Annotated in this window: 23 protein-coding genes and 1 pseudogene; 19 read left to right on the top strand and 5 right to left on the bottom strand. The window is 62.8% G+C overall.

What is annotated here, in order from left to right; all coding sequences use genetic code 11:
- Positions 1-53 precede the first annotated feature (53 nt).
- Positions 54-1097, bottom strand: coding sequence for an aldo/keto reductase (locus NKI08_RS13780; RefSeq protein WP_352770084.1), 1044 nt, complete (start codon positions 1095-1097; stop codon positions 54-56).
- A gap of 280 nt (positions 1098-1377) precedes the next feature.
- Between NKI08_RS13780 and ppk2 the strand changes: the two are divergent.
- Positions 1378-2297, top strand: a pseudogene (gene ppk2 / locus NKI08_RS13775) (polyphosphate kinase 2).
- 48 nt (positions 2298-2345) lie between these two features.
- Here the strand turns inward: ppk2 and NKI08_RS13770 are convergent.
- The 3 genes from NKI08_RS13770 to NKI08_RS13760 form a co-directional block, all read right to left on the bottom strand.
- Positions 2346-2993 carry a dihydrofolate reductase family protein gene (locus NKI08_RS13770; protein ID WP_352770082.1) on the bottom strand — a complete coding sequence of 216 codons (648 nt, stop codon included), beginning with the start codon at positions 2991-2993 and terminating at the stop codon, positions 2346-2348.
- A 399-nt stretch (positions 2994-3392) separates the two neighbouring features.
- Entirely contained in the window at positions 3393-4424 is a 1032-nt protein-coding gene (hemB, locus tag NKI08_RS13765; protein ID WP_352542426.1) for a porphobilinogen synthase, read from the bottom strand.
- An 86-nt stretch (positions 4425-4510) separates the two neighbouring features.
- Positions 4511-5335 (bottom strand): DUF8605 domain-containing protein, encoded by an 825-nt coding sequence (locus NKI08_RS13760; protein ID WP_352770080.1) that lies wholly within the window; start codon positions 5333-5335, stop codon positions 4511-4513.
- A 145-nt stretch (positions 5336-5480) separates the two neighbouring features.
- Here NKI08_RS13760 and NKI08_RS13755 point away from each other — a divergent pair, with 145 nt between their 5' ends.
- The 17 genes from NKI08_RS13755 to NKI08_RS13675 all read left to right on the top strand — a co-directional run bounded on the left by NKI08_RS13755 (position 5481) and on the right by NKI08_RS13675 (position 21861).
- A complete protein-coding gene (locus tag NKI08_RS13755; RefSeq protein WP_352770078.1) occupies positions 5481-6524 on the top strand; it encodes an enoyl-CoA hydratase/isomerase family protein in 1044 nt (347 codons plus the stop codon).
- Positions 6521-6943, top strand: coding sequence for a DUF6163 family protein (locus tag NKI08_RS13750; protein WP_023674485.1), 423 nt, complete (start codon positions 6521-6523; stop codon positions 6941-6943). Before NKI08_RS13755 ends, NKI08_RS13750 begins: the two co-directional genes overlap by 4 nt.
- 202 nt (positions 6944-7145) lie before the next feature.
- On the top strand, positions 7146-7661 hold the full coding sequence (gene ldtR, locus NKI08_RS13745) for a transcriptional regulator LdtR (RefSeq protein WP_352770075.1): 516 nt from the start codon (positions 7146-7148) through the stop codon (positions 7659-7661).
- Positions 7662-7999: 338 nt separating this feature from the next.
- Positions 8000-9253 carry a L,D-transpeptidase family protein gene (locus NKI08_RS13740; RefSeq protein WP_023674488.1) on the top strand — a complete coding sequence of 418 codons (1254 nt, stop codon included), beginning with the start codon at positions 8000-8002 and terminating at the stop codon, positions 9251-9253.
- A 125-nt stretch (positions 9254-9378) separates the two neighbouring features.
- Positions 9379-11025, top strand: a complete 1647-nt coding sequence (locus tag NKI08_RS13735; RefSeq protein ID WP_352770072.1) for a Na+/H+ antiporter — start codon at positions 9379-9381, stop codon at positions 11023-11025.
- Between the two features lie 116 nt (positions 11026-11141).
- Positions 11142-12455, top strand: a complete 1314-nt coding sequence (gene glyA / locus NKI08_RS13730; RefSeq protein WP_352449301.1) for a serine hydroxymethyltransferase — start codon at positions 11142-11144, stop codon at positions 12453-12455.
- Between the two features lie 70 nt (positions 12456-12525).
- On the top strand, positions 12526-13110 hold the full coding sequence (locus NKI08_RS13725; protein ID WP_352472055.1) for an invasion associated locus B family protein: 585 nt from the start codon (positions 12526-12528) through the stop codon (positions 13108-13110).
- A gap of 153 nt (positions 13111-13263) precedes the next feature.
- Positions 13264-13773, top strand: coding sequence for a transcriptional regulator NrdR (nrdR, locus tag NKI08_RS13720; RefSeq protein ID WP_352472013.1), 510 nt, complete (start codon positions 13264-13266; stop codon positions 13771-13773).
- A gap of 2 nt (positions 13774-13775) precedes the next feature.
- Positions 13776-14906: a bifunctional diaminohydroxyphosphoribosylaminopyrimidine deaminase/5-amino-6-(5-phosphoribosylamino)uracil reductase RibD gene (ribD, locus tag NKI08_RS13715; protein ID WP_352770067.1), complete on the top strand. Its 1131-nt coding sequence runs from the start codon at positions 13776-13778 to the stop codon at positions 14904-14906.
- 30 nt (positions 14907-14936) lie between these two features.
- Positions 14937-15554 carry a riboflavin synthase gene (locus NKI08_RS13710; protein ID WP_352766897.1) on the top strand — a complete coding sequence of 206 codons (618 nt, stop codon included), beginning with the start codon at positions 14937-14939 and terminating at the stop codon, positions 15552-15554.
- A gap of 130 nt (positions 15555-15684) precedes the next feature.
- Positions 15685-16179 carry a 6,7-dimethyl-8-ribityllumazine synthase gene (ribH, locus tag NKI08_RS13705; protein WP_023674495.1) on the top strand — a complete coding sequence of 165 codons (495 nt, stop codon included), beginning with the start codon at positions 15685-15687 and terminating at the stop codon, positions 16177-16179.
- A complete protein-coding gene (gene nusB, locus NKI08_RS13700; protein ID WP_023674496.1) occupies positions 16176-16676 on the top strand; it encodes a transcription antitermination factor NusB in 501 nt (166 codons plus the stop codon). Before ribH ends, nusB begins: the two co-directional genes overlap by 4 nt.
- Complete coding sequence (locus NKI08_RS13695) at positions 16673-17890, top strand: MFS transporter (RefSeq protein ID WP_352770062.1); 1218 nt, start codon at positions 16673-16675, stop codon at positions 17888-17890. The genes nusB and NKI08_RS13695 overlap by 4 nt, the downstream gene beginning before the upstream one ends.
- A gap of 159 nt (positions 17891-18049) precedes the next feature.
- The gene (gene osmF, locus NKI08_RS13690; protein WP_352542407.1) at positions 18050-18961 is read left to right on the top strand and encodes a glycine betaine ABC transporter substrate-binding protein OsmF; all 912 of its coding nucleotides are present in this window, start codon (positions 18050-18052) and stop codon (positions 18959-18961) included.
- Positions 18962-19004: 43 nt separating this feature from the next.
- Positions 19005-20180: an ABC transporter permease gene (locus NKI08_RS13685; RefSeq protein ID WP_352501519.1), complete on the top strand. Its 1176-nt coding sequence runs from the start codon at positions 19005-19007 to the stop codon at positions 20178-20180.
- Complete coding sequence (locus NKI08_RS13680; RefSeq protein ID WP_352770060.1) at positions 20177-21115, top strand: ABC transporter ATP-binding protein; 939 nt, start codon at positions 20177-20179, stop codon at positions 21113-21115. The genes NKI08_RS13685 and NKI08_RS13680 overlap by 4 nt, the downstream gene beginning before the upstream one ends.
- Entirely contained in the window at positions 21112-21861 is a 750-nt protein-coding gene (locus NKI08_RS13675) for an ABC transporter permease (RefSeq protein ID WP_352501521.1), read from the top strand. The genes NKI08_RS13680 and NKI08_RS13675 overlap by 4 nt, the downstream gene beginning before the upstream one ends.
- A gap of 27 nt (positions 21862-21888) precedes the next feature.
- On the opposite strand, the gene NKI08_RS13670 is transcribed toward NKI08_RS13675, so the two are convergent.
- Positions 21889-22122 (bottom strand): hypothetical protein, encoded by a 234-nt coding sequence (locus NKI08_RS13670; protein ID WP_023674502.1) that lies wholly within the window; start codon positions 22120-22122, stop codon positions 21889-21891.
- 79 nt (positions 22123-22201) lie between these two features.
- Between NKI08_RS13670 and NKI08_RS13665 the strand changes: the two genes are divergently transcribed.
- On the top strand, positions 22202-22702 hold the full coding sequence (locus NKI08_RS13665) for a DUF2165 family protein (RefSeq protein WP_352770056.1): 501 nt from the start codon (positions 22202-22204) through the stop codon (positions 22700-22702).
- Positions 22703-22827 lie beyond the last annotated feature (125 nt).

Here is a 22827-nt window from a genome sequence, read left to right as displayed (position 1 = left end):
CGCAAGGCACGATCGGGCTCCATATCTCGGCGCAGTCCGGAGAGCCCGGCTTTTCAGGCGCCGTCGCGGTCGAGAACGAGATCGGCCGGCCCGAACCGGTCCTTTGCCGTGAATTGCTGGTGCCAGTAGGGATAGAGCACGGGCGGCCTGCTGACCACATCGAGCCGTGTGCGCTCCTCATCGGCAAGCACAAGGCTTGCAGCGGCGATATTGTCTTTGAAATGGGCTTCGGTTCGTCCGCCGATCACCAGCGAACTGACAGCGGGCCGGCCGAGCAGCCACGCAAGCGCCACCTGCGCCGCCGACACGCCGTGATTATTGCCGATATCGATCAGCGTGTCGACGATCCGCCACAGCCGGTCCTCGTCGCGGATCGGCGGTTCCGACCAGCCGCTGAGCTGGCGGGCGGTCGGCTGGTCACGGTGGTATTTGCCGGACAGCAACCCGCCGGCAAGCGGGCTCCAGACCAGCACGCCGAGCCCCTGGTCGACCGAGATCGGCAACAATTCATACTCGGCCTCGCGCGCTTCCAACGTGTAATGGATCTGCTGGGTGACGAAGCGCGGCTGGTGATGACGGTCGCTGATCCCCAGCCCCTTCATCACTTGCCAGCCGGAATAATTGGAGCAGCCGACATAACGGACCTTGCCCTGCGCGACCAGCGTGTCGAGCGCGCCGATGGTTTCCTCAAGCGGTGTCAGGCCATCCCACTCGTGCAGGAAATAGATGTCGATGACATCCGTCCTGAGCCGCTTCAGGCTCCTCTCGCATTCGCGGATCAGATGGTAGCGCGACAGGCCTTCATCATTGGGGCCTTTGCCGATCCGCATGCGCGCCTTGGAGGCGATCAGCACGTCGCCCTTGCGCTTGCCGCCGAGCGCCTCGCCGATGATCTCTTCCGACACGCCGTTCGAATAGACGTTGGCGGTGTCGATGACATTGACGCCGGCATCGATGCAAAGGTCGATCATCCGGCGCGCCTCGTCGAGGTCGGTCTTGCCGACCGCCGAAAACGCGCCGCCGCCGCCGAACGTCATGGTGCCCATGGTCAGCGTTGAAACCTTCAGCCCGGAACGGCCGAGAGTGCGGTATTCCATGTCGTATCCTCACAATTTATCGGGAAAGGGCGTTGCAGACGACAGCCCTCAATGAACCAGCTATTTGTAGGATAATTCGTTCCGCTTGTCGCCCGTTCCGCAGGGCAAGCTCGATCACATCTTGCGGATTGAAACGCACAGCCAGCTCAGTAGTGGCTGCAATAAAACCGTCATTGCCGGCCTACACTAACATCGGTCCAGCGCTTCGATTTCCGGCCGCCGGGCCGGGCGGCAGAGCGCCTGACAGCGGCCGGCAAGGCCTGTAAGCGGAGCAGCGTAAATGACCGAGATAAAACAGAATTCCCCGGCCAGGGACTGGCTGGAAGCGGAACTCGCCGACACGCTGGATGAAGACTATGAGCTGGAAATCTCGGAGCCGGCGCTGTCGATGGAGATCGCCAAGATCTACAAGAATGCACATCCGCCATCGATCGACCGCCTGCAGTATTTTCGCGATCTCATCACGCTGCAATCCGAGTTGATCAAGCTGCAGTCCTGGGTCGCCTATCACAAGAAGAAGCTCGTCGTGGTTTTCGAGGGCCGCGACTCGGCGGGCAAGGGTGGTGTTATCAAGCGCATCACCCAGAGGCTTAATCCGCGCATCTGCCGTGTCGTAGCACTTCCGGCGCCGACCGAGCGCGACAAGTCGCAATGGTATTTCCAGCGCTACGTTCCGCATCTGCCGGCCGGCGGCGAGATCGTGCTGTTCGACCGCTCCTGGTACAACCGCTCCGGCGTCGAACGGGTAATGGGCTTTGCCCAGCCGGATCAGGTCGAGGAGTTCTTCCGCGACGTTCCGGATTTCGAACGCATGCTGGTCCGCTCGGGCATTACGCCTGTCAAATACTGGTTTTCGATCACCGACGAGGAGCAGCAGATGCGCTTTTTGATGCGCATCCATGACCCAATGAAGCAATGGAAACTGTCGCCGATGGACCTCCAGTCGCGCGTGCGCTGGGAGCAGTACACCAAGGCCAAGGAAGAAACGTTCGCCCGCACCAATATCCCGGAAGCCCCGTGGTTCAGCGTCGAGGGCAACGACAAGAAACAGGCACGGCTGAACTGCATCGACCATCTCCTCAAGCAGGTGCCCTATGAGGAGGTGCCGCACGAGGAGATCACACTGCGGAGCGCGTCTTCAATCCCGAATACGAGCGCCAGGTACTGCCGCGCGAACAGTATGTGCCGGAGAAGTACTGACTAAAGCGGCGAGGAGGGCGCCGCTCCATGGCGGCACCCTGCAACAAGCTAGGGGCGCTCGATGATGACATGCGTGGCCTTCGGCGTCGCGACCTGCTCGCTGCAGCGATAGCCGAGCTTGGGCATGTCGATGCCGGCAAAAAGGCTCTCGCCGGCGCCTAGCAGGACCGGTGAGATCGCCAGATGCATTTCGTCGATGAGCTTTTCCTTGAGATATTGCCGGATCGTAGAAACGCCGCCGCCCAGCCGTACATCCTTACCGTCAGCCACTGCCTTCGCCTTCTCCAGCGCTGAGTGGATGCCGTCGGTCACGAAATAGAAGGTCGTGCCGCCCTCCATGACAATAGGATCACGCGCATGGTGCGTGAGCACGAAGACCGGCACGTGGTAGGGTGGGTTGTCACCCCACCAGCCTTTCCAGCTGTCATCCGGCCATTCGCCGCGGATCGGCCCAAACATGTTGCGGCCGAGGATCCATGCGCCGACATTTTCGAAGCTGCGTGCCGCGAACGCCTCGTTGGTGTCCGTGGTCCCGCCATCCTTGCCGAGGACCATCTTGCGGAAGGTGCGGGTGCCGAACATCCATTCGTGCAGGGCTTCTCCGCCAACACCCAGCGGGTTCTTCAGGTCTTGGTCGGGACCGGCGCCGAAGCCGTCGATCGACAGGGTGAAGGCGCTGACGCGAAGTTTGGACATGAGAGCCTCCTCGATAGCCAATTGTGAGATGCAAGCAGTTATTGGGGTAGCTTAACTGATTGCATTTTGCAAGCGGTATTTTGAATCGCCGGCGGGGCAATCGCTTCCAAATCATGTTGGAATAACCAATCTCAATGTCGGCGCCGCCCGTCATCCGCCTGCCGGCAGCTTCTCCCTGTATAGTGACGGGGAGAAGGGGCTGGCCGCAACGTCGATGTTTTTGCAACGCTGGAGATTGGTGAAATCTTTTACGAACGCGTCTTTCTCCCTGCCACTTTACAGGGAGAAATGCCCGGCAGGGCAACGAGGGGCAGCGTAAACTTGAAGCGATGTCCTGCGGCGTTCCATGTCGCGCTTTGGACGAACGAACACTACTCGATGTAGACGCTACAAAGCGCATCACCCCTTGAGCATCGCCGCCACTTCCGGCGCGAAGTAGGTCAGGATGCCGTCGCAGCCGGCGCGCTTGAAGGCGAGCAGCGATTCCAGCATCGCCTTTTCGCCGTCGATCCAGCCATTGGCGGCGGCGGCCTTGATCATCGAATATTCGCCCGAGACCTGATAGGCAAACGTCGGCATCTGCAACTCGACTTTCAGCCGGCGGATGATGTCGAGATAGGGCAGGCCGGGCTTGACCATCAGCATGTCGGCGCCCTCGGCCAGATCCTGCTCGGCCTCGCGCACCGCTTCGTCGGAATTGGCGTGATCGATATAATAGGTCTTCTTGTCGCCCTTGAGCAGGCCGGCGGTGCCGACCGCCTCACGGTAGGGGCCGTAAAAAGCGGATGCGAACTTGGTCGCATAGGACATGATCGCCACATCCTGAAATCCATTGGCGTCGAGCGCATCGCGGATGGCACCGATCCGGCCGTCCATCATGTCCGAGGGGGCAATGATGTCGGCCCCCGCCGCCGCCTGGATGACGGCCGCCGCCGTCACTTGCTCCACCGTTTCATCATTGACGATAATGCCCTCGCGCAAGATGCCGTCATGGCCATGCGAGGTGAACGGGTCAAGCGCCGCGTCGGTGATGATGCCGATCTCCGGCACCGCCCGCTTGATGGCGCGGGTGGCGCGGTTGATGATGTTTTCCGGATCGAGGATGTGCGAACCGGTCTGATCGCGCAGGCCGAGCTCCACATTGGGGAAAGTGGCGATCGCCGGAATGCCAAGCTTGGCCGCGCGCTCAGCCTCCTTGACGGCGAGGTCGAGCGACAGGCGGAACACGCCGGGCATGGCGGCGATCGGTTCGCGCACTTGTCTGCCGTCGACGACGAAGATCGGCCAAATCAGATCGTCGACCGAGAGCCGGTTCTCCTGGACAAGGCGGCGCGACCAATCGGCCTTGCGCATGCGCCGCAGACGCCGGCTGCCGGTGATCTCGTCGACGCTGCGCGCGCCGGCAGGCTTTGCAGGGGTGAATTTGTTCATCGCAAAAACTCCGGATCGGGCGGCTTTTACCACGAGCCTCCGCTGCTGACCAATGCGACACGATTGTGCCAGGGTCCTGTCGGGCGCTATTCTGGTTGGCCATTGCCCGACAGGATCTGCGCAGCACCCCGCATGGCGACGCGGAATGCCTCGTCGAAGCTGACGCCGCGCACTTGCCAATTGTAGCTCTTGCCATTCAAGGCAAGCCGCCAGTCGGCTATCCAGCCCAGTTCCTTGTCGCTCCAGACGATACTGCCGGCGAGCGCCTGGTCGGCTCCGGCCTTCCTGGCAAGCTGGTCCAGCGTCGTGATATCGGCATGGCGCAGGGCCTGGTCGTCAAGCTTCGAGGCCGACAGCAGTGACGCTTCGGGAAACACAATCGGCATGACCAGCGGACCGGTGGCATTGACGAAGGATTCGCGCATCGCCGCCCCGCGCTCATCGTCGGCGGTCAGCACGAACTGCCTTGTGCCTTGCTCCGCCGCCAGGAAAATTGCCAGGCGTGGCCGCTCGCCAAGCCATGGATTGCTGCCAAGCGCGGCAAGCACCGGATCGATAACGTCAGGCCTGTACAGACAAGTGAGATCATGCGGCCGGTCATGGGTGCCTTGTTCGTCATGGATTGGAATGCCTTCGAGACGGTCGCGATAGCGGAATTCGGCAACGAAGCTGCCGGCCTTGTCGCGCAGCGCCGCCATCTCAGTTCTCTTCGGCAGCCGCTGATCGCCGGACACACGAACCAGCACCGCATCGAGGCAGGCCTTGAAGCCGATCTGCCTGTTGACCTCGCCCTGGCCGGTGACGATGGTCTGCGATTGATAGAGCTCGTCGACGGTTTCGGCCGATACGGGAGGAGTGTTCGCAGCGATCAGGCCGACCACCATAACAGCAAGGCGCGGCAACCAAGGCATGGTTCAACCTTCCGGTTCAAAGCGCCAGCATTAGCACTGGGTGACGCCGACGACCATGCAGCGGATTGGCCGCCGCCATTGACGCGGCCATGCGCCACGCTTTAGCACTTCACTCCCGGCGGGCGCGGGGAGGGATTCTCTGGCGATGGATTTTGGCGGAGGCGACGAGATTCGCTTCGAAAGATTGGGCAGGGCTGGCGTCGTCACGCTGACGCGGCCGCAGGCGCTCAATGCCGTAACCCACCGCATGGTCAAGGCGCTGGACAAGGCGCTGCGCAGTTGGGAGCGCGACGACGGCGTCGACGTTGTCGTCGTCAAGGCCGAGGGCAGGGCATTTTCGGCGGGCGGCGACATCCTCCACATCTACGAAGCCGGCCGCGCAGGAAGGCCTCCGGTCGATTTCTTCGCCGATGAATACCGGCTGAACGCCCGCATCGCCCGCTTCAAGAAACCCTATGTCGCGGTGATCGACGGCATCGTCATGGGCGGCGGCGTAGGTATCTCCTTCCATGGTTCGCAGCGAGTGCTGACCGAAAACGCCCAGTTTGCCATGCCCGAGGTCGGCATCGGCTTTTTCCCGGATGTCGGCGCCAGCCATCTGTTGCCGGATCTCGGCGGCAGCTTCGGCATGTATCTGGCGCTGACCGGCAACCGCATCCGCTATGGCGATGCTTTGTGCTCGGGCCTCGCCACCCATACGATCAAGGCGGAGGACCAGGCCGGCTTCCTCGCCCGTCTGGCGGAAAGCGGCGACCCGGAATCGGTGCTGCGCGGCTGCTTCGTCCCGGCCAGGCGCGAGACCGACAGGCCGACGCTGGAAGCCATCGCCCGGCATTTCGCGCAGCCGTCGCTGGCCGATATCGTCGCCAGTCTGGAGCGGGCAGCCGCTGCCGACGAGTTCGCGGCAAAGACGCTGGCCACCATCCGCACACGTTCACCGACCAGCCTGCATGTTGCATGGCGCCAGATTAGCGCCGGGCAGACGTTGTCGATGGACGAGTGCATGAAAATGGAGTTCCGTATCCTCAACCGCATGCTTGCCGGGCACGACTTCTATGAAGGTATCCGCGCCGCCATCATCGATAAAGGCTCGACGCCGCAATGGCGGCCGGCAGGTATCGATGACGTCAGCGCCGCCAACGTCGACGCCTATTTCGCATCGCTCGGCGAACGGGAACTGAAGCTGTGAGCGAGGTCGCCTCGAGACGCGTGGTGCTGCAGCCCTCGACGATCGAGGTCATCTTCGCCTGGTTCCAGCGCGTCATCGCCGGCTACTGTCTGCTGTTCGGCATCTTGTACTGGATCCGGCTGATCGGCTTTTACCCCGGCCCGTTGTGGCGCTTCGACCTGATGCCGGTACACTGGCAGGTGGCGGCGGTGGTGCTGGCGGTGTTTTTTCCGTTCGCTGCCGCCGGCCTGTGGATGCTGGCGTCCTGGGGGCCGGTGATCTGGTTCATCTGCGCGGTGACCGAGTGCGTCATGTATGCTGGCTTCCCCGAGTTGTTCGGCCACCGGCCGCTGATCGTCGCCTCGCACCTTGCGGTGGCGCTGCTCTACATAGTGTTCCGCGTGGTGATCTGGATCCAGAAGCGGCAACCCCGGCGATAGCAATTCCGGCCAGGATCGTTGGCTAAATCTTTAGGTTAATTATCCTTGCTCGGGTGACCGTCCGTTAAGCCTCTTTCGAAACCCCTTACCGGTAAGCTCTTGTTAGCCTTGGCGTTTAAGTCGAATTTTATGAGTATTCGATAGTGTCGCGGTCAAGGTGAAGAACAAAAAATCACCGGGCGACAAACGAGAGGCAAAGACAATGATCAATTCGCGTCCGGCGGCGAAGACCGCCAACGTATCCGATGACCGCCGCGAGGCGATCCGTTCGCTGTACATGGAATCGCTGCAGCTGGTCGAGCGGCTGCATCGCCGTCTGCTTGATGTGATCAAGGACGAATTCGACCGCAACGGTCGCTCCGACATCAACGCCATCCAGGCGCTGCTCCTGTTCAACATCGGCAATTCGGAGCTGACCGCCGGCGAACTGCGCTCGCGTGGCTACTATCTCGGCTCGAACGTCTCCTACAATCTGAAGAAGCTGGTCGATCTCGGCTTCATCAACCACCAGCGCTCGCGCATCGACCGCCGTTCGGTGCGGGTTTCGCTGACGCCGAGGGGCAATGAGGTGGCGGAAGTCGTCGCCGGCCTCTACGAGCGCCATGTCGGTTCGATCGAGCAGGTTGGCGGCATCAACACGGAGGAGTTCAAGCAGATGAACCGCGCCCTGCAGCGCCTGGATCGGTTCTGGAACGATACCATCGCCTACCGGATGTAATCGCATCCGCCGCATCTAGATTTGAAGCTGGACTACGGAAGTGCTGCCGCGGAGTGGACCAAAGGCCGGTGCCGAAAAGCACCGGTCTTGCCGTTTCGTCAGGCCGGCCGATCCAAATTCGAGCAACAGCCACGTTGCCGCCATATTCCAATGGAACCGAAGATGCGGGTGATGCTGGGGCCAAAGCCGTGCATTTGTCCTGTGCTCAAGTCACTTCCCATGTGGTTTTACACCGAAGTGATGCGGGCCATGGTTGGCTAATTGTTAAGAAGCCAACTCTAGAGTGCGGGCGAGACCGCCCGGTGGGTTGAATTGTAGCAAGAATGTCTGGAACGTCCATGAGAACCAGCCGCCGTTTCTTCCTTTCAGGAGCCTCCGCGCTCGCAGCCGCAATGGTCGCCGGCCGCGCCAGTGCACAGGATGTGATCGGGGATATCCTGAAATCCTCGGCGCGCGGCAATTGGGACGACCAATTCGATGCGCGTGCCAGCGAAGGCGGCAAGGTTGCCTCGACGCTGCCGATCTTCAGCCTGCAGACGGTGTCCTTCACCGAGCAGGCGATCATGCAGTATCAGAATATCGTCGCGCAAGGCGGCTGGGAACAGGTTCCAGACACCAAGAAGCTGCAGCTTGGCGTCGAGGATCCCGATGTGGTGCCGCTGCGCAGGCGCTTGATGATATCGGGCGATCTGGCGCAGAGCGCCGGGCTCTCGGAAGCGTTCGATTCGTACGTCGACTCGGCGCTCAAGCGCTTCCAGTTGCGTCACGGCTTGCCGGCCGACGGAACCACGGGCAAATATACTTTCGCGGCAATGAACGTGTCGGCGCCGGTTCGGCTTGGTCAGCTCCAGACCAATCTGCAACGGCTGCGTGAGCGGGCCGGCACGCTTGGCAACCGCTATGTTCTGGTCGACATCCCGGCGGCGCAGATCGAGGCTGTCGAGAACGACCGCGTTGTGCTGCGCCACACCGCAATCGTCGGCAAGATCGATCGCCAGACGCCGATCGTCAATTCCAAGATCAACGAAATCATCGTCAATCCGTACTGGAACGCGCCGGTCTCGATCGTGCGCAAGGATATCATTCCGCTGATGCGGAAGGACCCCAACTATCTCAAGGACAGCCATATCCGCCTGTTTGCGCCGGACGGCAGCGAGGTCGACCCAATGACGGTCGACTGGTCGACCGATGATGCCGCCAAATACCGCTTCCGCCAGGATCCCGGTTCCGGCAACGCGATGGCCTCAGTCAAGATCAATTTTCCCAGCCCGGACGGCGTCTACATGCACGACACGCCGCAGCAGAGCCTGTTCGGCAAGCTGATGCGCTTCGATTCCTCTGGCTGCGTGCGGGTTCAGAACGTGCGCGACCTCGTCACCTGGATTCTGCGCGACACACCGGGCTGGGATCGCCAGCATTTCGAGGCGGCGATCAAGACCGGGGAGAACACGCCGGTGCAGGTCACCAATCCGGTGCCGGTTTATTTTCTCTACGTCTCGGCCTGGTCGACAGGGCCGGGCGTGGTCCAGTTCCGTGACGACATTTACGGCCTCGACGGAGCCAACGAGCTGCAGATCACATCCGCGCTCTAAGCAGCTGAGTTCATTTGCAAAAGGCCGCCGGAAGGCGGCCTTTTTCGTTGCCGAGTCTTTCGCGGAAAGCTTTGCTGGGCCGATTGCCGGAAAAAGGACGCGGCGCTGTAGTCGGAAATCGCATCATGCATGTCGCAATGTTCATTCTGGTCGTGCTCATCTTCGTCGCCGTTTCGGGCGCGCTGGTCCGGCTGGTGCGGGTGCCGCTGCCGGTACTGCAGATCGCCATCGGTGCAGCGCTCGCCTGGCCGGTGCGCGGCATGCATGTCGAGATCGATCCCGAGCTGTTCCTGCTAGTGTTCATCCCACCGCTGCTGTTCAGCGACGCCTATGGTGCGCCCAAGCGCGAACTGATCGCGCTGCGCGGGCCGATCCTCGACCTCGCCATCGGGCTGGTCTTCTTCACCATTGTCGGCTTCGGCTACGCTTTGCACTGGCTTGTCCCGAGCATCCCGCTCGTCGTCGCTTTCGCGCTTGCTGCGGTGCTGTCGCCCACCGATGCGGTGGCCGTCTCCTCGATCGTCGACAAGAGCCTGGTCCCGGCCCGGCTGATGCACATCCTGGAGGGCGAGGCGCTGCTCAACGATGCGTCGGGCCTCGTGATGTTCCGCTTTGCGGTGGCAGCTGCCTTGACCGGCAGCTTCTCCTTCGTCGCGGCATCCGTGACTTTCCTCTATGCCGTCGCTACCGGCATCCTGGCCGGCGTGGCTGCCTTGTTCGTCGCCGCCAAGGTGCTGCAATTGCTGAACCGTATCGGCGGCGTGCCGTCCGAGGCGCAGGTGCTGGTCATGGTCCTGCTGCCGTTCATCGCCTATCTCGGCGCCGAGAATGTCGGCGCCTCGGGCATTCTGGGGGCGGTCACGGCCGGAGTGCTCACCGGCGGCTCCGGGATTTTCCGCTTTCTCGGCGTCTCGGCGCGCATACAGACCGTATCGCTGTGGACGACGCTATCCTTCGTCTTCAACGGCGCGCTGTTCATCCTGCTCGGGTTGCAGCTTCCCGAAATCATCGGCAACGTGCCGCCTGAGCTCGGCAGCCGCTATCCGGTCATCCAGCCAATCGCCACGGTGGTCGCGCTGACACTATGCCTGATCGGGCTGCGCTTCCTGTGGATCTGGGTCGGCGACATCGCGACGCGCGTCTCGGCGCGATTACGCGAGCAGAAGGCCGAGCCGTTCGGGCTGCGCGTCCGGATCGCCGGCTCTGTTGCCGGCGTGCGCGGCGCCATCACGCTGGCCGGCATCCTGTCGCTGCCGCTCACCATGCCGAATGGTTCGCCCTTTCCGGCGCGCGACGTGGTGATCTTCCTCGCCGCAGGCGTCATCATCTGCTCATTGCTCATAGCCAGCCTTGCCTTGCCCAAGGTGGCACGCGGGCTGGTCGAGCCGGGCGAGGATCCTGGCGCTGCCGAGGAGCGTCTTGCGCGTGTGGGCGCGGCCAAGGCCGCCATCGCCCGCATCGAGAGCATGGCCGGCGCGACCGACGGCGATGAAGGGGAAATACCCGGCGCCCGGCTTGCCGCCGCCGACAGCATCGTCGCCGGCTACCGTCGCCGCATCGCTGCCTCCGACGAGGCCGACGAGGCGCGCGCCGAGGCCCGCGAGGCCGGACGGCTGGAGCTCGAATTGAGGCTGGCGGGCATTGAGGCCGAACGCGCAGCGGTTCGCGCAATGTTTCGCAGCGGCCAGATTAACGACCATACGATGCAGGCGCTGTTCACCGAGATCACGCTCACCGAGGCCCTGCTGAAGGGCCGGCAGGCAAGGAAATAGAGGCTGCCAGTCCCTCTGGCGCAATCCGGCCAGCAAATTTCGCGCTGCAAACGTGGCGGGCCGAAAGCAACTGTGTTAATGGCGCGAGAGACCCCGAACCTTGAGGATTTCAGCCCATGGCAACAGCAGCGGCAGTGTCGAACAAATTCGAATCCTTTTTCGAAACCACGCTTGCCGATGCCGACCCTGAGATTTTCGGCGCAATCCGCAACGAACTCGGCCGCCAGCGCCACGAGATCGAGCTGATTGCCTCGGAAAATATCGTCTCGCGTGCCGTGCTCGAGGCACAGGGATCGATCATGACCAACAAATATGCCGAGGGCTATCCGGGCAAGCGCTACTATGGCGGCTGCCAATTCGTCGATGTCGCCGAGGAACTGGCCATCGAACGCGCGAAAAAGCTGTTCGGCTGCAACTTCGCCAACGTCCAGCCGAATTCCGGTAGCCAGATGAACCAGGCGGTGTTCCTGGCGTTGCTGCAGCCCGGCGACACCTTCATGGGCCTCGACCTCAATTCCGGCGGACACCTGACACATGGCTCGCCGGTCAATATGAGCGGCAAATGGTTCAAGGTCGTCTCCTATGGCGTACGCCGGGACGATCATCTGCTCGACATGGATGCGATCGAGAAGACCGCCCATGAGACCAGGCCGAAATTGATCCTGGCCGGCGGCACAGCCTATTCACGTGTCTGGGACTGGAAGCGTTTTCGCGAGATCGCCGATTCGATCGGTGCCTATCTGATGGTCGACATGGCCCACATCGCCGGCCTGGTCGCCGGCGGCATGCATCCGTCGCCGCTGCCGCATGCCCATGTGGTCACCACCACGACGCACAAATCGCTGCGCGGGCCGCGCGGCGGCATGATCCTTTGCAACGACGAGGATATTGCCAAGAAGATGAATTCGGCCGTCTTCCCCGGCCTGCAGGGTGGACCGCTGATGCATGTGATCGCCGCCAAGGCGGTGGCTCTGGGCGAGGCGCTGAAGCCGAGCTTCAAGATCTATGCGGAGAGCGTCGTCGCCAATGCCAAGGCGCTGGCCTCCAGTCTGCAGGAAACCGGTCTCGACATCGTCTCCGGCGGCACCGACAATCATCTGATGTTGGTCGACCTGCGTCCCAAGAACGCCACCGGCAAGCGCGCCGAGGCTGCCCTTGGCCGCGCCAACATCACCTGCAACAAGAACGGCATCCCCTTCGATCCGGAAAAGCCTTTCGTGACATCGGGCGTTCGGCTCGGCACGCCGGCCGGCACCACGCGCGGCTTCGGTCAGGCCGAGTTCCGCGAGATCGGCAAGCTGATCGCCGAAGTGCTGGATGGACTGAAGGTCGCCAATTCCGACGAAGGCAACGCGGCCGTCGAGGCAACCGTGAAGGCCAAGGTGGCGGCATTGACGGATCGTTTTCCGCTTTACCCGTATCTTGGTTGACGCAGGGCGTCGGTCCCCCAACTGTGACGGCGCCGATCAACTGGCCACGGCTGCATCTCGGAGACGCTTGATGATGATGCGAATTTTCCGTTTCACCAGTGTTGGCGCTGCCTTGCTCACCTTAGCCACCTCTCAGCTACTCGGCGCGGCCTTGGCGCAGACCGAGCCGACGCCGGCAGCACCCAAGACAGAGACCTTCGGCAGGTGGTCCACCACGGTGGACGAGGTCAACACCGGTGAGGACGTGCGCAAGACCTGCGCCGCCTCGACGGTCTTTTTCGACGCTAACGGCACCAGTGGCACCCTCACGCTGGCCATCTCGAATGGCGACGTACTGCCACCCGAGGGCTATCCGAGCCTCATCATCGCCGTGAGAAACAGTGACTTGCCCAAGGGGGACAACATCCCGGCGGTGTTCCGCGACGTCAACGACAAGATCAAGGCTGGTTTTCATATTATCGCCGACGGACAGTGGATGATGGACAACAAACCCGAGACCACGGTTGCCATACTGCGTGCCATGCGCCGTACCAGCGCCCTCGATGTCAGCTTCGCCGACAAGCCGGTCGCGACGATATCGATGGACGGCTTCACCAAGGCCTATCGCTATCTCGGCACGTCCTGCGGCTTCCCGACCGGCGACGTCGCTCCCTGATTGGCGTATTGCCGTCCAACTAATTGCCGCTCTCGCAATTTTCCTCGTGCCTCGCTATCTCTGAGACGCGATCGGTCATCGGCCATACTTTGCCATCGTGGCAAAAACCTCTAAGCCGTTCGCACTACGAGAATCGCGAACCGAAGGCTCTCCATGCGCTGTCCCTACTGTCAGTCCGAAGATACGCAGGTGAAGGATTCGCGCCCTGCCGAAGACGGTGCAGCGATCCGCAGGCGGCGCGTCTGCCCGGATTGCGGCGGCCGCTTCACCACTTTCGAGCGCGTCCAATTGCGCGATCTCGTCGTGGTGAAGAAGTCTGGACGCAAGGTGCCGTTCGACCGCGACAAGTTGCTGCGCTCTGTCGAGATCGCGGTACGCAAGCGCAATGTCGACCCGGAACGTATCGATCGGGCGGTGACCGGCATCGTGCGCCAGCTCGAAAGCTCGGGCGAGACCGAGGTGGCCTCGGGGGAAGTCGGCCGGCTGGTCATGGAGGCGCTTAAGTCGCTCGATGATGTCGCCTATGTGCGCTTTGCCTCCGTCTACCGCAATTTCCGCGAGGCCAAGGATTTCCACGACGTGTTGGGCGAACTCAAAGGCGACGAGCTCAAAGCCGACGAGCCCAGGGGCGAAGAGCTGAAGAGCGAAGAGGACGCCAGCTGAGCATGGCAGGGTCCGGACGCAGCACGGCTGAACAAGAGGTCCTCGATCGCCGCTATATGGCGGCAGCCCTCAGGCTGTCGCGCAAGAATGCCGGGCGGACCTCGACCAACCCTTCCGTCGGCACGCTGATCGTGCGCGATGACGGCGACGGGCCGATGATCGTCGGCAGCGGCGTCACCGCCGTCGGCGGCCGGCCGCATGCCGAGACCGAGGCTCTGGCAGAGGCCGGCGAACTGGCGCGCGGCGCCACCGCCTATGTAACGCTGGAGCCCTGCGCCCATCACGGCCGCACGCCGCCTTGCGCCAATGCGCTGGTCAGTGCCGGCGTGGCGCGTGTGGTCGGCGCTGCCAGCGATCCTGACCCGCGTGTTTCCGGCAAGGGCTATGCAATCTTGCGTGCCGCCGGCGTCGAAGTGGTGGAAAAAGTGTTGGCGGCCGAGGCTGCGGAGCAGATGGCCGGCTATTTAATTCGATCTCTGAAAAAACGCCCGGAAGTGATCCTGAAACTTGCGCTTTCGAGCGACAACAAGATCGGCGTGAAAGGCGAGGGACAGGTCTCCATCACCGGCGATATCGCCCGACGCGAAGTCTATCTGATGCGCGCCGAAGCCGATGGCATATTGATCGGCATCGGCACCGCACTGGAGGACGATCCGGCGCTGACGGTTCGGCTTCCGGGACTGGAGAGCCGTTCGCCGGCGCGCATCGTACTCGACCGTCAGATCAGGCTACCCGAGACTTCGAAACTGGTCGCCGGCGTCGACCGTGTGCCGCTCTATGTCGCTGCCTGCGCCGAGGCCGATCCGCACCGGCGCGCCGCGCTCGAACGCGCCGGCGTTCGCTTCATCGGTACTGAGACCTATGAAGGCGATATTGCGCTGCCGGAACTGCTCGAGGATCTGGCGGCGCTCGGCATGGCAAGCGTCGTGGTCGAGGGCGGCGCGAGGGTGGCCAAGGCGTTCCTCGACGAACAAGTGGTCGATCGTATCGTGCTGTTTCAGGGGCCGGACGCGATCGGCGAGGGCGGCATTGTATCGCCGATCGATGCCAATCATATCCCGCCGGGATTTCGCAAATTGCGCAACATGCGTTTCGGCGAAGATACATATGCGGAATGGATAAGAGACATCTAGGACCGAACTGATGTTCACAGGGCCAAACTAATGTTCACTGGAATCGTCACCGATGTCGGCACCGTCGCTGCCGTGAAGCCGCTCAGGGAAGGCGTCGGTTTGCGTATCGACACCGCTTACGATCCGCAGACCATTGCCATCGGCGCCTCGATTTCCTGCGGCGGCGTCTGCCTGACGGTGACGGGATTGCCGGAAGACGGCGCCAACGCACGCTGGTTCGAGGTCGAGGCCTGGGAAGAAGCACTCAGGCTGACGACCGCGATGGGCTGGAAATCCGGCACGCGCATCAACCTGGAGCGGGCGCTGAAGATCGGCGACGAGCTTGGCGGCCATCTAGTGTCCGGCCATGTCGACGACATGGCCGAGATCGTGGCGCGCAAGGAGGAGGGCGACGCCGTTCGCTTCACCCTGGAAGCACCGCGCGACCTGGCAAAATTCATCGCCCCCAAGGGCTCCGTCGCGCTCGACGGCACTTCGCTGACCGTCAACAAGGTCGAAGGCAGCCGCTTCGACGTGCTGTTGATCCACCACTCACTGACGGTCACCACCTGGGGCGAACGCCAGGTCGGCGATCGCGTCAATCTCGAGATCGACACCATGGCCCGCTATGCGGCGCGACTGGTGGAGGCGGCTAAAGAGGGGCTTTGAGGCGCTCGTCCATAAAGCCCATTCCCTGGTGCGACCGCCGCCGAGTTGGCCTTGAAAGTTCCTTCGGCAATCTTCCGCTTGCGATCAAACCGGCTTCGGCCTAAGTCACCGGCGATCCCCGGAGACATCTATGGCAGGCACATCCCAACACGGCAAAGCGTTCATCCGTCCGAAGAAGAAGGCCCACCTTCTTGTCATCGAGGCGCGCTTTCACGACGACCTTGCCGACGCGTTGCTCGAAGGCGCGACAAAGGCCCTCGAGGAAGCGGGCGCGACATACGATGTCGTCACCGTTCCGGGCTCGCTCGAAATCCCGGCGGTGATTTCCTTCGCGCTCGACGGTGCCTCCGAAGGCGGGACGAACTATGACGGCTTCGTCGCCCTCGGCACGGTGGTCCGCGGCGACACCTATCATTTCGATATCGTCGCCAATGAATCCAGCCGTGCCCTGATGGACCTGTCCGTGCAGGATGCGGTCTGCATCGGCAACGGCATCCTGACCACCGAAAACGACGAACAGGCCTGGACACGGGCCAGGCGTTCGGAAGGCGACAAGGGCGGCTTTGCGGCGCGTGCGGCGCTGACCATGATCGCTCTAAAGGAACAGCTGGGAGCGCCCTCGTGAGCGAACCCGCTTCGCCCGGCCAGCCCACGGTGCGCCACGCCAACAAGCGCGGTGCTGCCCGTCTGGCCGCCGTGCAGGCGCTCTACCAGATGGATGTCGCCGGCAGCGGCGTCTTCGAGATCACCGCCGAGTACGAGGCGTTCAGGCTCGGCAAGGAAGTCGACGGCGCGCTCTATCGCGAGGCCGACGCGCAATGGTTTCGCGCCATTCTTGCCGGCGTTGTCGAGCACCAGAAGACCATCGATCCAGTCATCCGACAGGCGCTGACCGAGGACTGGCCTCTGTCGAGGCTCGATTCCACATTGCGCGCCATATTGCGCGCCGGCGTCTACGAGCTGATGCAGCGCGAGGACGTGCCGGTGGCGGTTATCGTCTCCGAATATGTCGACATCGCCAAGGCATTTTACGAGGAAGACGAGCCGAAACTGGTCAATGCGGTGCTTGATCGCGTGTCGCGCCGGGTGCGTGGCGAGGGCCGCGGCAAGGACGCCTCATGACTGCTATCGTCGCCGTTGGGGCGGGCAAGGAAGCGCGTCGCACCGCCTTCATCCTCGCAGCCTCGCAGGCGATCATCGGCTCGGCCGCACCCATCGCCATTTCCATGGGCGGATTGGCGGGGCAGTACCTGCTCGATGCTGACAAGTCGCTGGCAACCGCGCCGATCACCGGTTTCAATGTCGGCGTGGCGCTCGGTTCCTTGCCGGCCGCGGCGATCATCCGCCGGCTCGGCCAGCGCGACGGCTTCATGACCGGCACAGCGGTCACGGCGCTTGGCGGGCTGGTCGCCACGCTGGCGCTGTTTCATGCCAGCTTCTGGCTATTCGCTTTCGGCTTGGCCGTGATCGGCATCGGGGGCGCCTTCGTCCAGCAGTTCCGGTTTGCCGCCGCCGACAATGCGCCACCTGAATTCAAGGCGCGCGCCATCTCCTTCGTGCTGGCCGGCGGCATCGTCACTGCCATCCTTGGACCGCAGATCGTCATCTTCACCGGCGACCTGTTCTCGCCGGTGAAGTTTGCCGGCTCGTTTGCGTCCATCCTGGTGCTGGCGGCGGTCGGCGCCGCCATTCTCTCTTTGTTGCGCATCCCGGCCAAGGCAACCGACAAGGTGGAAATCGCCGACAGCGACGCCCGGCCGCTCTCGGAAATCGTCACCAGGCCGCGCTTCGTCGCAGCGCTGTTTTGCGCCGTCGGCAGCTACGCGCTGATGAGCTTCGTCATGACGGGCGCGCCGCTGGCCATGGTCGGCTGCGGCCTTTCGACCGACGACGCCACGCTCGGCATTTCCTGGCATGTGATGGCGATGTTCGCGCCGAGCTTCTTCACGGGGTCGCTGATCTATCGCTTCGGCGCTGAGCGGATCCTGGCCATCGGCCTGGTGCTGCTGATTGGCTGCGCCATAGTGGCGCTGTCAGGGTTGGCACTGTGGCAGTTCTGGACGGCGCTGATCCTGCTCGGCCTTGGCTGGAACTTCAGCTTCATCGGTGCCACCGCCATGGTGGCCGACAGCTACCAGTCATCCGAAAAAGGCAAGGTCCAGGGGTTTCACGATTTCGTCCTGTTCGGCTCCGTCGCCTTCGCCTCGCTGATGTCGGGGGCGGTCTACAATGCCTGGGGCTGGGAGATGTTGAACTGGATGATTTTCCCGGTCGTCGTGCTGTGCTTCGTGGCACTGGGCGTGTTGAAGATGACGGGCTTGCGCGCGGCCAGCTGACGTCACGCTGTCGGGACGAGGCAACAGCGGAGTAACTCGCATCCGAACAAAATTATTGCGCCCATCCCCTTTCTTATGAAACCGTGTACCCCGACGGGGCATCGAAGCCATGCTCATATGCGGCAGCCGTATTCCGGTTCACAGCAAGGGATTTGTGAGATGTTTTCAATCAAGGTTCTGGCCGGCGCTGTACTGGCGCTCGGAGTTGCGTTGGCCTCGGCGAGTGCCCAGGTGGTGGTGTCGTCGAAGATCGACACCGAGGGCGGCGTGCTCGGCAATATCATCCAACTGGTGCTGAACGCCAACAATATCCAGACCACCGACCGCATCCAACTCGGCGGCACACCTGTGGTACGCAAGGCGATTACAGCCGGCGAGATCGACATCTATCCGGAATACACCGGCAACGCCGCCTTCTTCTTCGAGAAGGCCGACGATCCGGTGTGGAAAGACGCCGCCAAGGCCTACGAGACTGCCAAGAAGCTCGACTACGACGCCAACAAGATCGTCTGGCTGTCACCGTCACCGGCGAACAATACTTGGGCGATCGCCCTGCGCAAGGAGGTCGCCGATACCAATAAGCTCGTCACCCTTTCCGACTTCGGCAAATATGTCTCGGGCGGCGGCAAGGTGGTGCTGGCGGCCTCCGCCGAGTTCGTCAATTCGGCGGCCGCGCTGCCCGCTTTCCAGAAGACCTATGGCTTCACGCTGAAGCCGGACCAGTTGATCACGCTGTCGGGCGGCGACACGGCGGCGACAATTGCAGCCGCAGCCAACCAGACCAACGGCGCCAACGCCGCCATGGTCTATGGCACCGACGGCGGCATCGCGCCCTCCGGCCTCGTCGTGCTTGAGGACGACAAGGGTGTGCAGCCGGTCTACCAGCCGGCGCCGATCATCCGCGAGGCGGTGCTGAAGGAGCATCCGGAGATCGAGACGCTGCTGAAGCCGGTGTTCGCCAAGCTCGATCTCGTCACGTTGCAGGAGTTGAATGGTCGCGTGCAGGTTGGCGGCGAGCCGGTCAAGGGCGTCGCCGAGGACTTTTTGAAAAAGAACGGCTTCCTGAAGTAAGGCGATTCCGGCGCTCCGCTTTCGAGGTGCGCCGGATCGGCCGATGGGGGAGGGCGTGCGCATCCGGTTCGACAAGCTCGGCGTGGTCATCGCGGCGATATCGGCCTATGCGGCTTTTGCGGCGCCATTCGCCACCTTCCGCGCCAATCGCATCGTACCCGGCGAGGCGCGCTCGATCCTCGAATCTTTGCCTGCGACGGTCGGTCCGCTGTTGATGGCGATTGTCGTCGCAGCGGCGCTCATTGCGCTGCTGAAAACGCCGCTTGCTCTGCGCCTCGCCGCCAGTGTGGTTGCGCTTGCAGCGCTGGCGCTGCTGATCGGCGTCGCCGGCAGTTTCCTGACACCCGCCGGCAACACCTTCGCCCGTATCTCGCCGGCTTCGGGCTTTTGGCTGCTTATCTTCGCCTTCACGCTTCTGCTCGCCGACGTGCTTACGCGGCTGAACCTGTCGCCGCAGGCACGGATCGGCGTGCTTGTTGTCGCCGCCGCGGCGATCGGGCTGCTGCTCGTCTCGGGAAGCTGGAACAGCCTGTCGATCCTCAAGGAATATTTCAATCGCGCCGATAGTTTTTGGGCGGAAGGCTCCAAGCACGTGACGCTGGCGCTGGGTTCGCTGGCGGCAGCGGTGATTATCGGCCTGCCGCTCGGCATCCTCTGCCATCGCGTCGAGAAATTGCGGGCCGGCGTGCTCAACGTGCTGAACATCATCCAGACCATTCCTTCGATCGCGCTGTTCGGCCTCTTGATTGCACCGCTCGGCTGGGTCGCTTCGCATGTGCCGGGTGCTGCCGCGCTCGGCATTCGCGGCATCGGTACAGCGCCGGCTTTCGTCGCTTTGTTCCTCTATTCACTGCTGCCGGTAGTGGCCAACACCGTGGTCGGCCTTGCCGGTGTGCCGCGTGCCGCCAACGACGCAGCGCGCGGCATGGGCATGACCGACCGCCAGCGGCTGTTCGGCGTCGAGTTTCCGCTGGCCTTCCCGGTGATCCTCACCGGCATCCGCATCGTGCTGGTGCAGAATATCGGCCTCGCCACGATTGCCGCGTTGATCGGCGGCGGCGGCTTTGGCGTGTTCGTATTCCAAGGGGTCGGCCAGACGGCGATGGACCTGGTGCTGCTCGGTGCCGTGCCGACGGTGGTGCTGGCCTTCGCCGCTGCCATCATCCTCGATGCAGTGATCGAAATGAGCGCCAGCAAGCGCAGGGTTGAAACGGCATGATCGAGATCGAAGGCGTCACCAAGCGCTTCGGCGAGACGACAGTCGTCGACGACGTGTCGATAGTAATCGAGCCGCGCAGCATCGCCGTCATCGTCGGCACCTCCGGCTCCGGCAAGACGACGCTGCTTCGCATGATCAACCGGCTGGTCGAGCCGACATCGGGCGTGATCAAGCTCGATGGCGTCGACAACCGCTCGGTGCCGGATTATGAGCTGCGCCGCAGCATAGGCTATGCCATCCAGGGCCACGGGCTGTTTCCGCATCGCACGGTGGCGCAGAACATCGCCACTGTGCCGGTATTGCTCGGCTGGGACGCCAACCGCATCAAGGCCCGCGTCGACGAGCTGATGACGCTATACCAGCTCGACCCGCAAGCCTACGGGCCACGCTATCCGCATGAGCTTTCCGGCGGTCAGCAGCAGCGCGTCGGCGTCGCCCGGGCGCTTGCCGCGGAACCCAACGTGCTGTTGATGGATGAGCCCTTCGGCGCGCTCGATCCGATCATCCGCAACAAGGCGCAGGAGGATCTGCTGGCGATCCAGAAACGCTTCGGCACCACCATCATCCTCGTCACCCATGACATGGAAGAGGCCGTTCACATGGGCGACAAGATCGCGGTGATGGATGGCGGCAAAGTAGTGCAATATGCCGCGCCGGCCGAGATACTGGCGAAACCGGCCAGCGCGTTTGTCGAGACCCTGGTTGGCGCCAGTGAAAAACCGTTCCGGCTGTTGTCGCTTGGCCGGGTGCGCGACGCGGTGGAAAAAGGCACGGCCGAAGGCGAGGCGATCCCCGGTGACGCCAGCCAACGCGACGCGCTCGCCGAACTCCTGTGGTCGGGCCGCCCGGCACTTCCGGTGAAAGATGCCGACGGCAAGCCGCTTGGCCGCGTCACTGTGGACGGGCTGGTTAAGCGCGCGGCGAGGCCTGCATGAAAGCCTGGCCTCCCTTGCTGCTCAGGCTTGCCCTGGTGGTGGTGCTTATTGCCTTCGTCACCAATCCCGGCTGGTTCGAACCGCTGCTGAAGCCGCTGACAGAGAACAACGCGCCGGTAATCTACAATCAGGGCAGCCTTTTGACGTTGACGCTGCTGCATCTGCGGACCGTGCTGATCGCGACCGTTGCCGCGACGGTCGTTGCGGTCGCGCTCGCCATTCTGGTCACCAGGCCAGCCGGCGCCGAATTCCTGCCGCTGTCGCGCAGCCTGGTCAATATCGGCCAGACCTTTCCGCCGGTGGCGGTGCTGGCGCTTGCCGTGCCGGCCGTCGGCTTCGGCGAAAAGCCGACGCTGATTGCGCTGTTTCTCTACGGACTGCTGCCGATCTTCGAGAATGCGCTGACCGGCCTGACGACGCTGCCGGCCAACGTAGTCGAGGCGGCGCGTGGCGCCGGCATGACCGGCTGGCAAAGACTGGTCAAGGTCGAGCTGCCGCTCAGCGCGCCGATCATTCTCGGTGGTATCCGGCTGTCGGTGGTGATCAGCCTCGCCACCGCGACCATCGGCTCGACGGTAGCGGCGAGGACACTGGGCGAGGTGATCATCGCAGGCCTGCTGTCGAACAACCTCGCCTTCATCCTGCAGGGTGGCCTGATCGTCGCCGCCCTTGCCGTGCTGATCTATGACGGGCTGTCGGCGGTCGAGCGCTACACCGCCCGGCGCATGGGACGCGAGCCCGAGTAGCGTCTCGGGGCGAAGTTCGCTCTTTTTTCAGTGGCCGGTCGACCGCGTCGGATGGTCGAGCGTCAGTTCCAGCGTTGTGCCAGTCTCCCCGGTGATCCAGCGGCGGCGGATGATGGCGAAATCGTGCTGTGTGTCGGCTCTAACCACAGAGACCAAGTCGCCCACCGCGCAATCACTGTCGAGATCGAGGGCTTCGACAGTCTCGGCAATGTCTTGCTTGCCGGCATAATGTCTCGCGATGGCTGTGAGCACGATGATCACTGGCCCACCCGTTGCGCGATCTTCGGGACTCGGCGATTGATGAGTGCGATGCCCCGATCTTTCAGCAGGAGTTCTTGCCATGACCGCGCGTTTCTCCAAGATCGTCATGTGTTTGTGTCTGGCGGCTTTCGCCTTCCTCGTCGCCTTCGGCAACATCACCGATTACGGCTCAAACTTCGCCTTTGTCCAGCATGTGCTGAGCATGGACACGACCTTTCCCGGCAATGCACTGATGTACCGCTTGATCACCAACCCGTCGCTGTGGACGGCTGGCTACTGGCTGATCATCATTGGCGAGGCGCTGACCTGCCTGCTTTACCTAATCGCCGCCTGGCAACTCTGGCAGGCGCGCAACGCCAGCGGACAGGCTTTCAACGATGCCAAGAAGTTCGCCATCATTGCCGCCACAATGGGCTTCCTCGTTTGGTATTTCGGCTTCATGGTCGTTGGCGGCGAGTGGTTCGCCATGTGGCAGTCTTCGACTTGGAATGGTCAGGAGGCGGCGTTCAAATTCTACATCACCATGCTGCTGGTGCTGGTCTTCGTCGTCCAGCCGGACGGCGACCCGCGTAAAGCCTGACCACTGTTCGCCGATTTCAACCGATCTAACCGGATGGCAGTGTCGACAGGCGCTGCCGTCCAGCCTTTTGGGCGAAACCCGGGATCTTTTGGGCGAAAGCCGGACAGGAACGGAACAATATCTTG

Source organism: Mesorhizobium sp. M0768, from assembly GCF_040320195.1.
GTDB lineage: Bacteria > Pseudomonadota > Alphaproteobacteria > Rhizobiales > Rhizobiaceae > Mesorhizobium.
The sequence above is the reverse complement of the archived record's forward strand: the minus strand, read 5'-3'. Positions and strand labels throughout refer to the sequence as shown.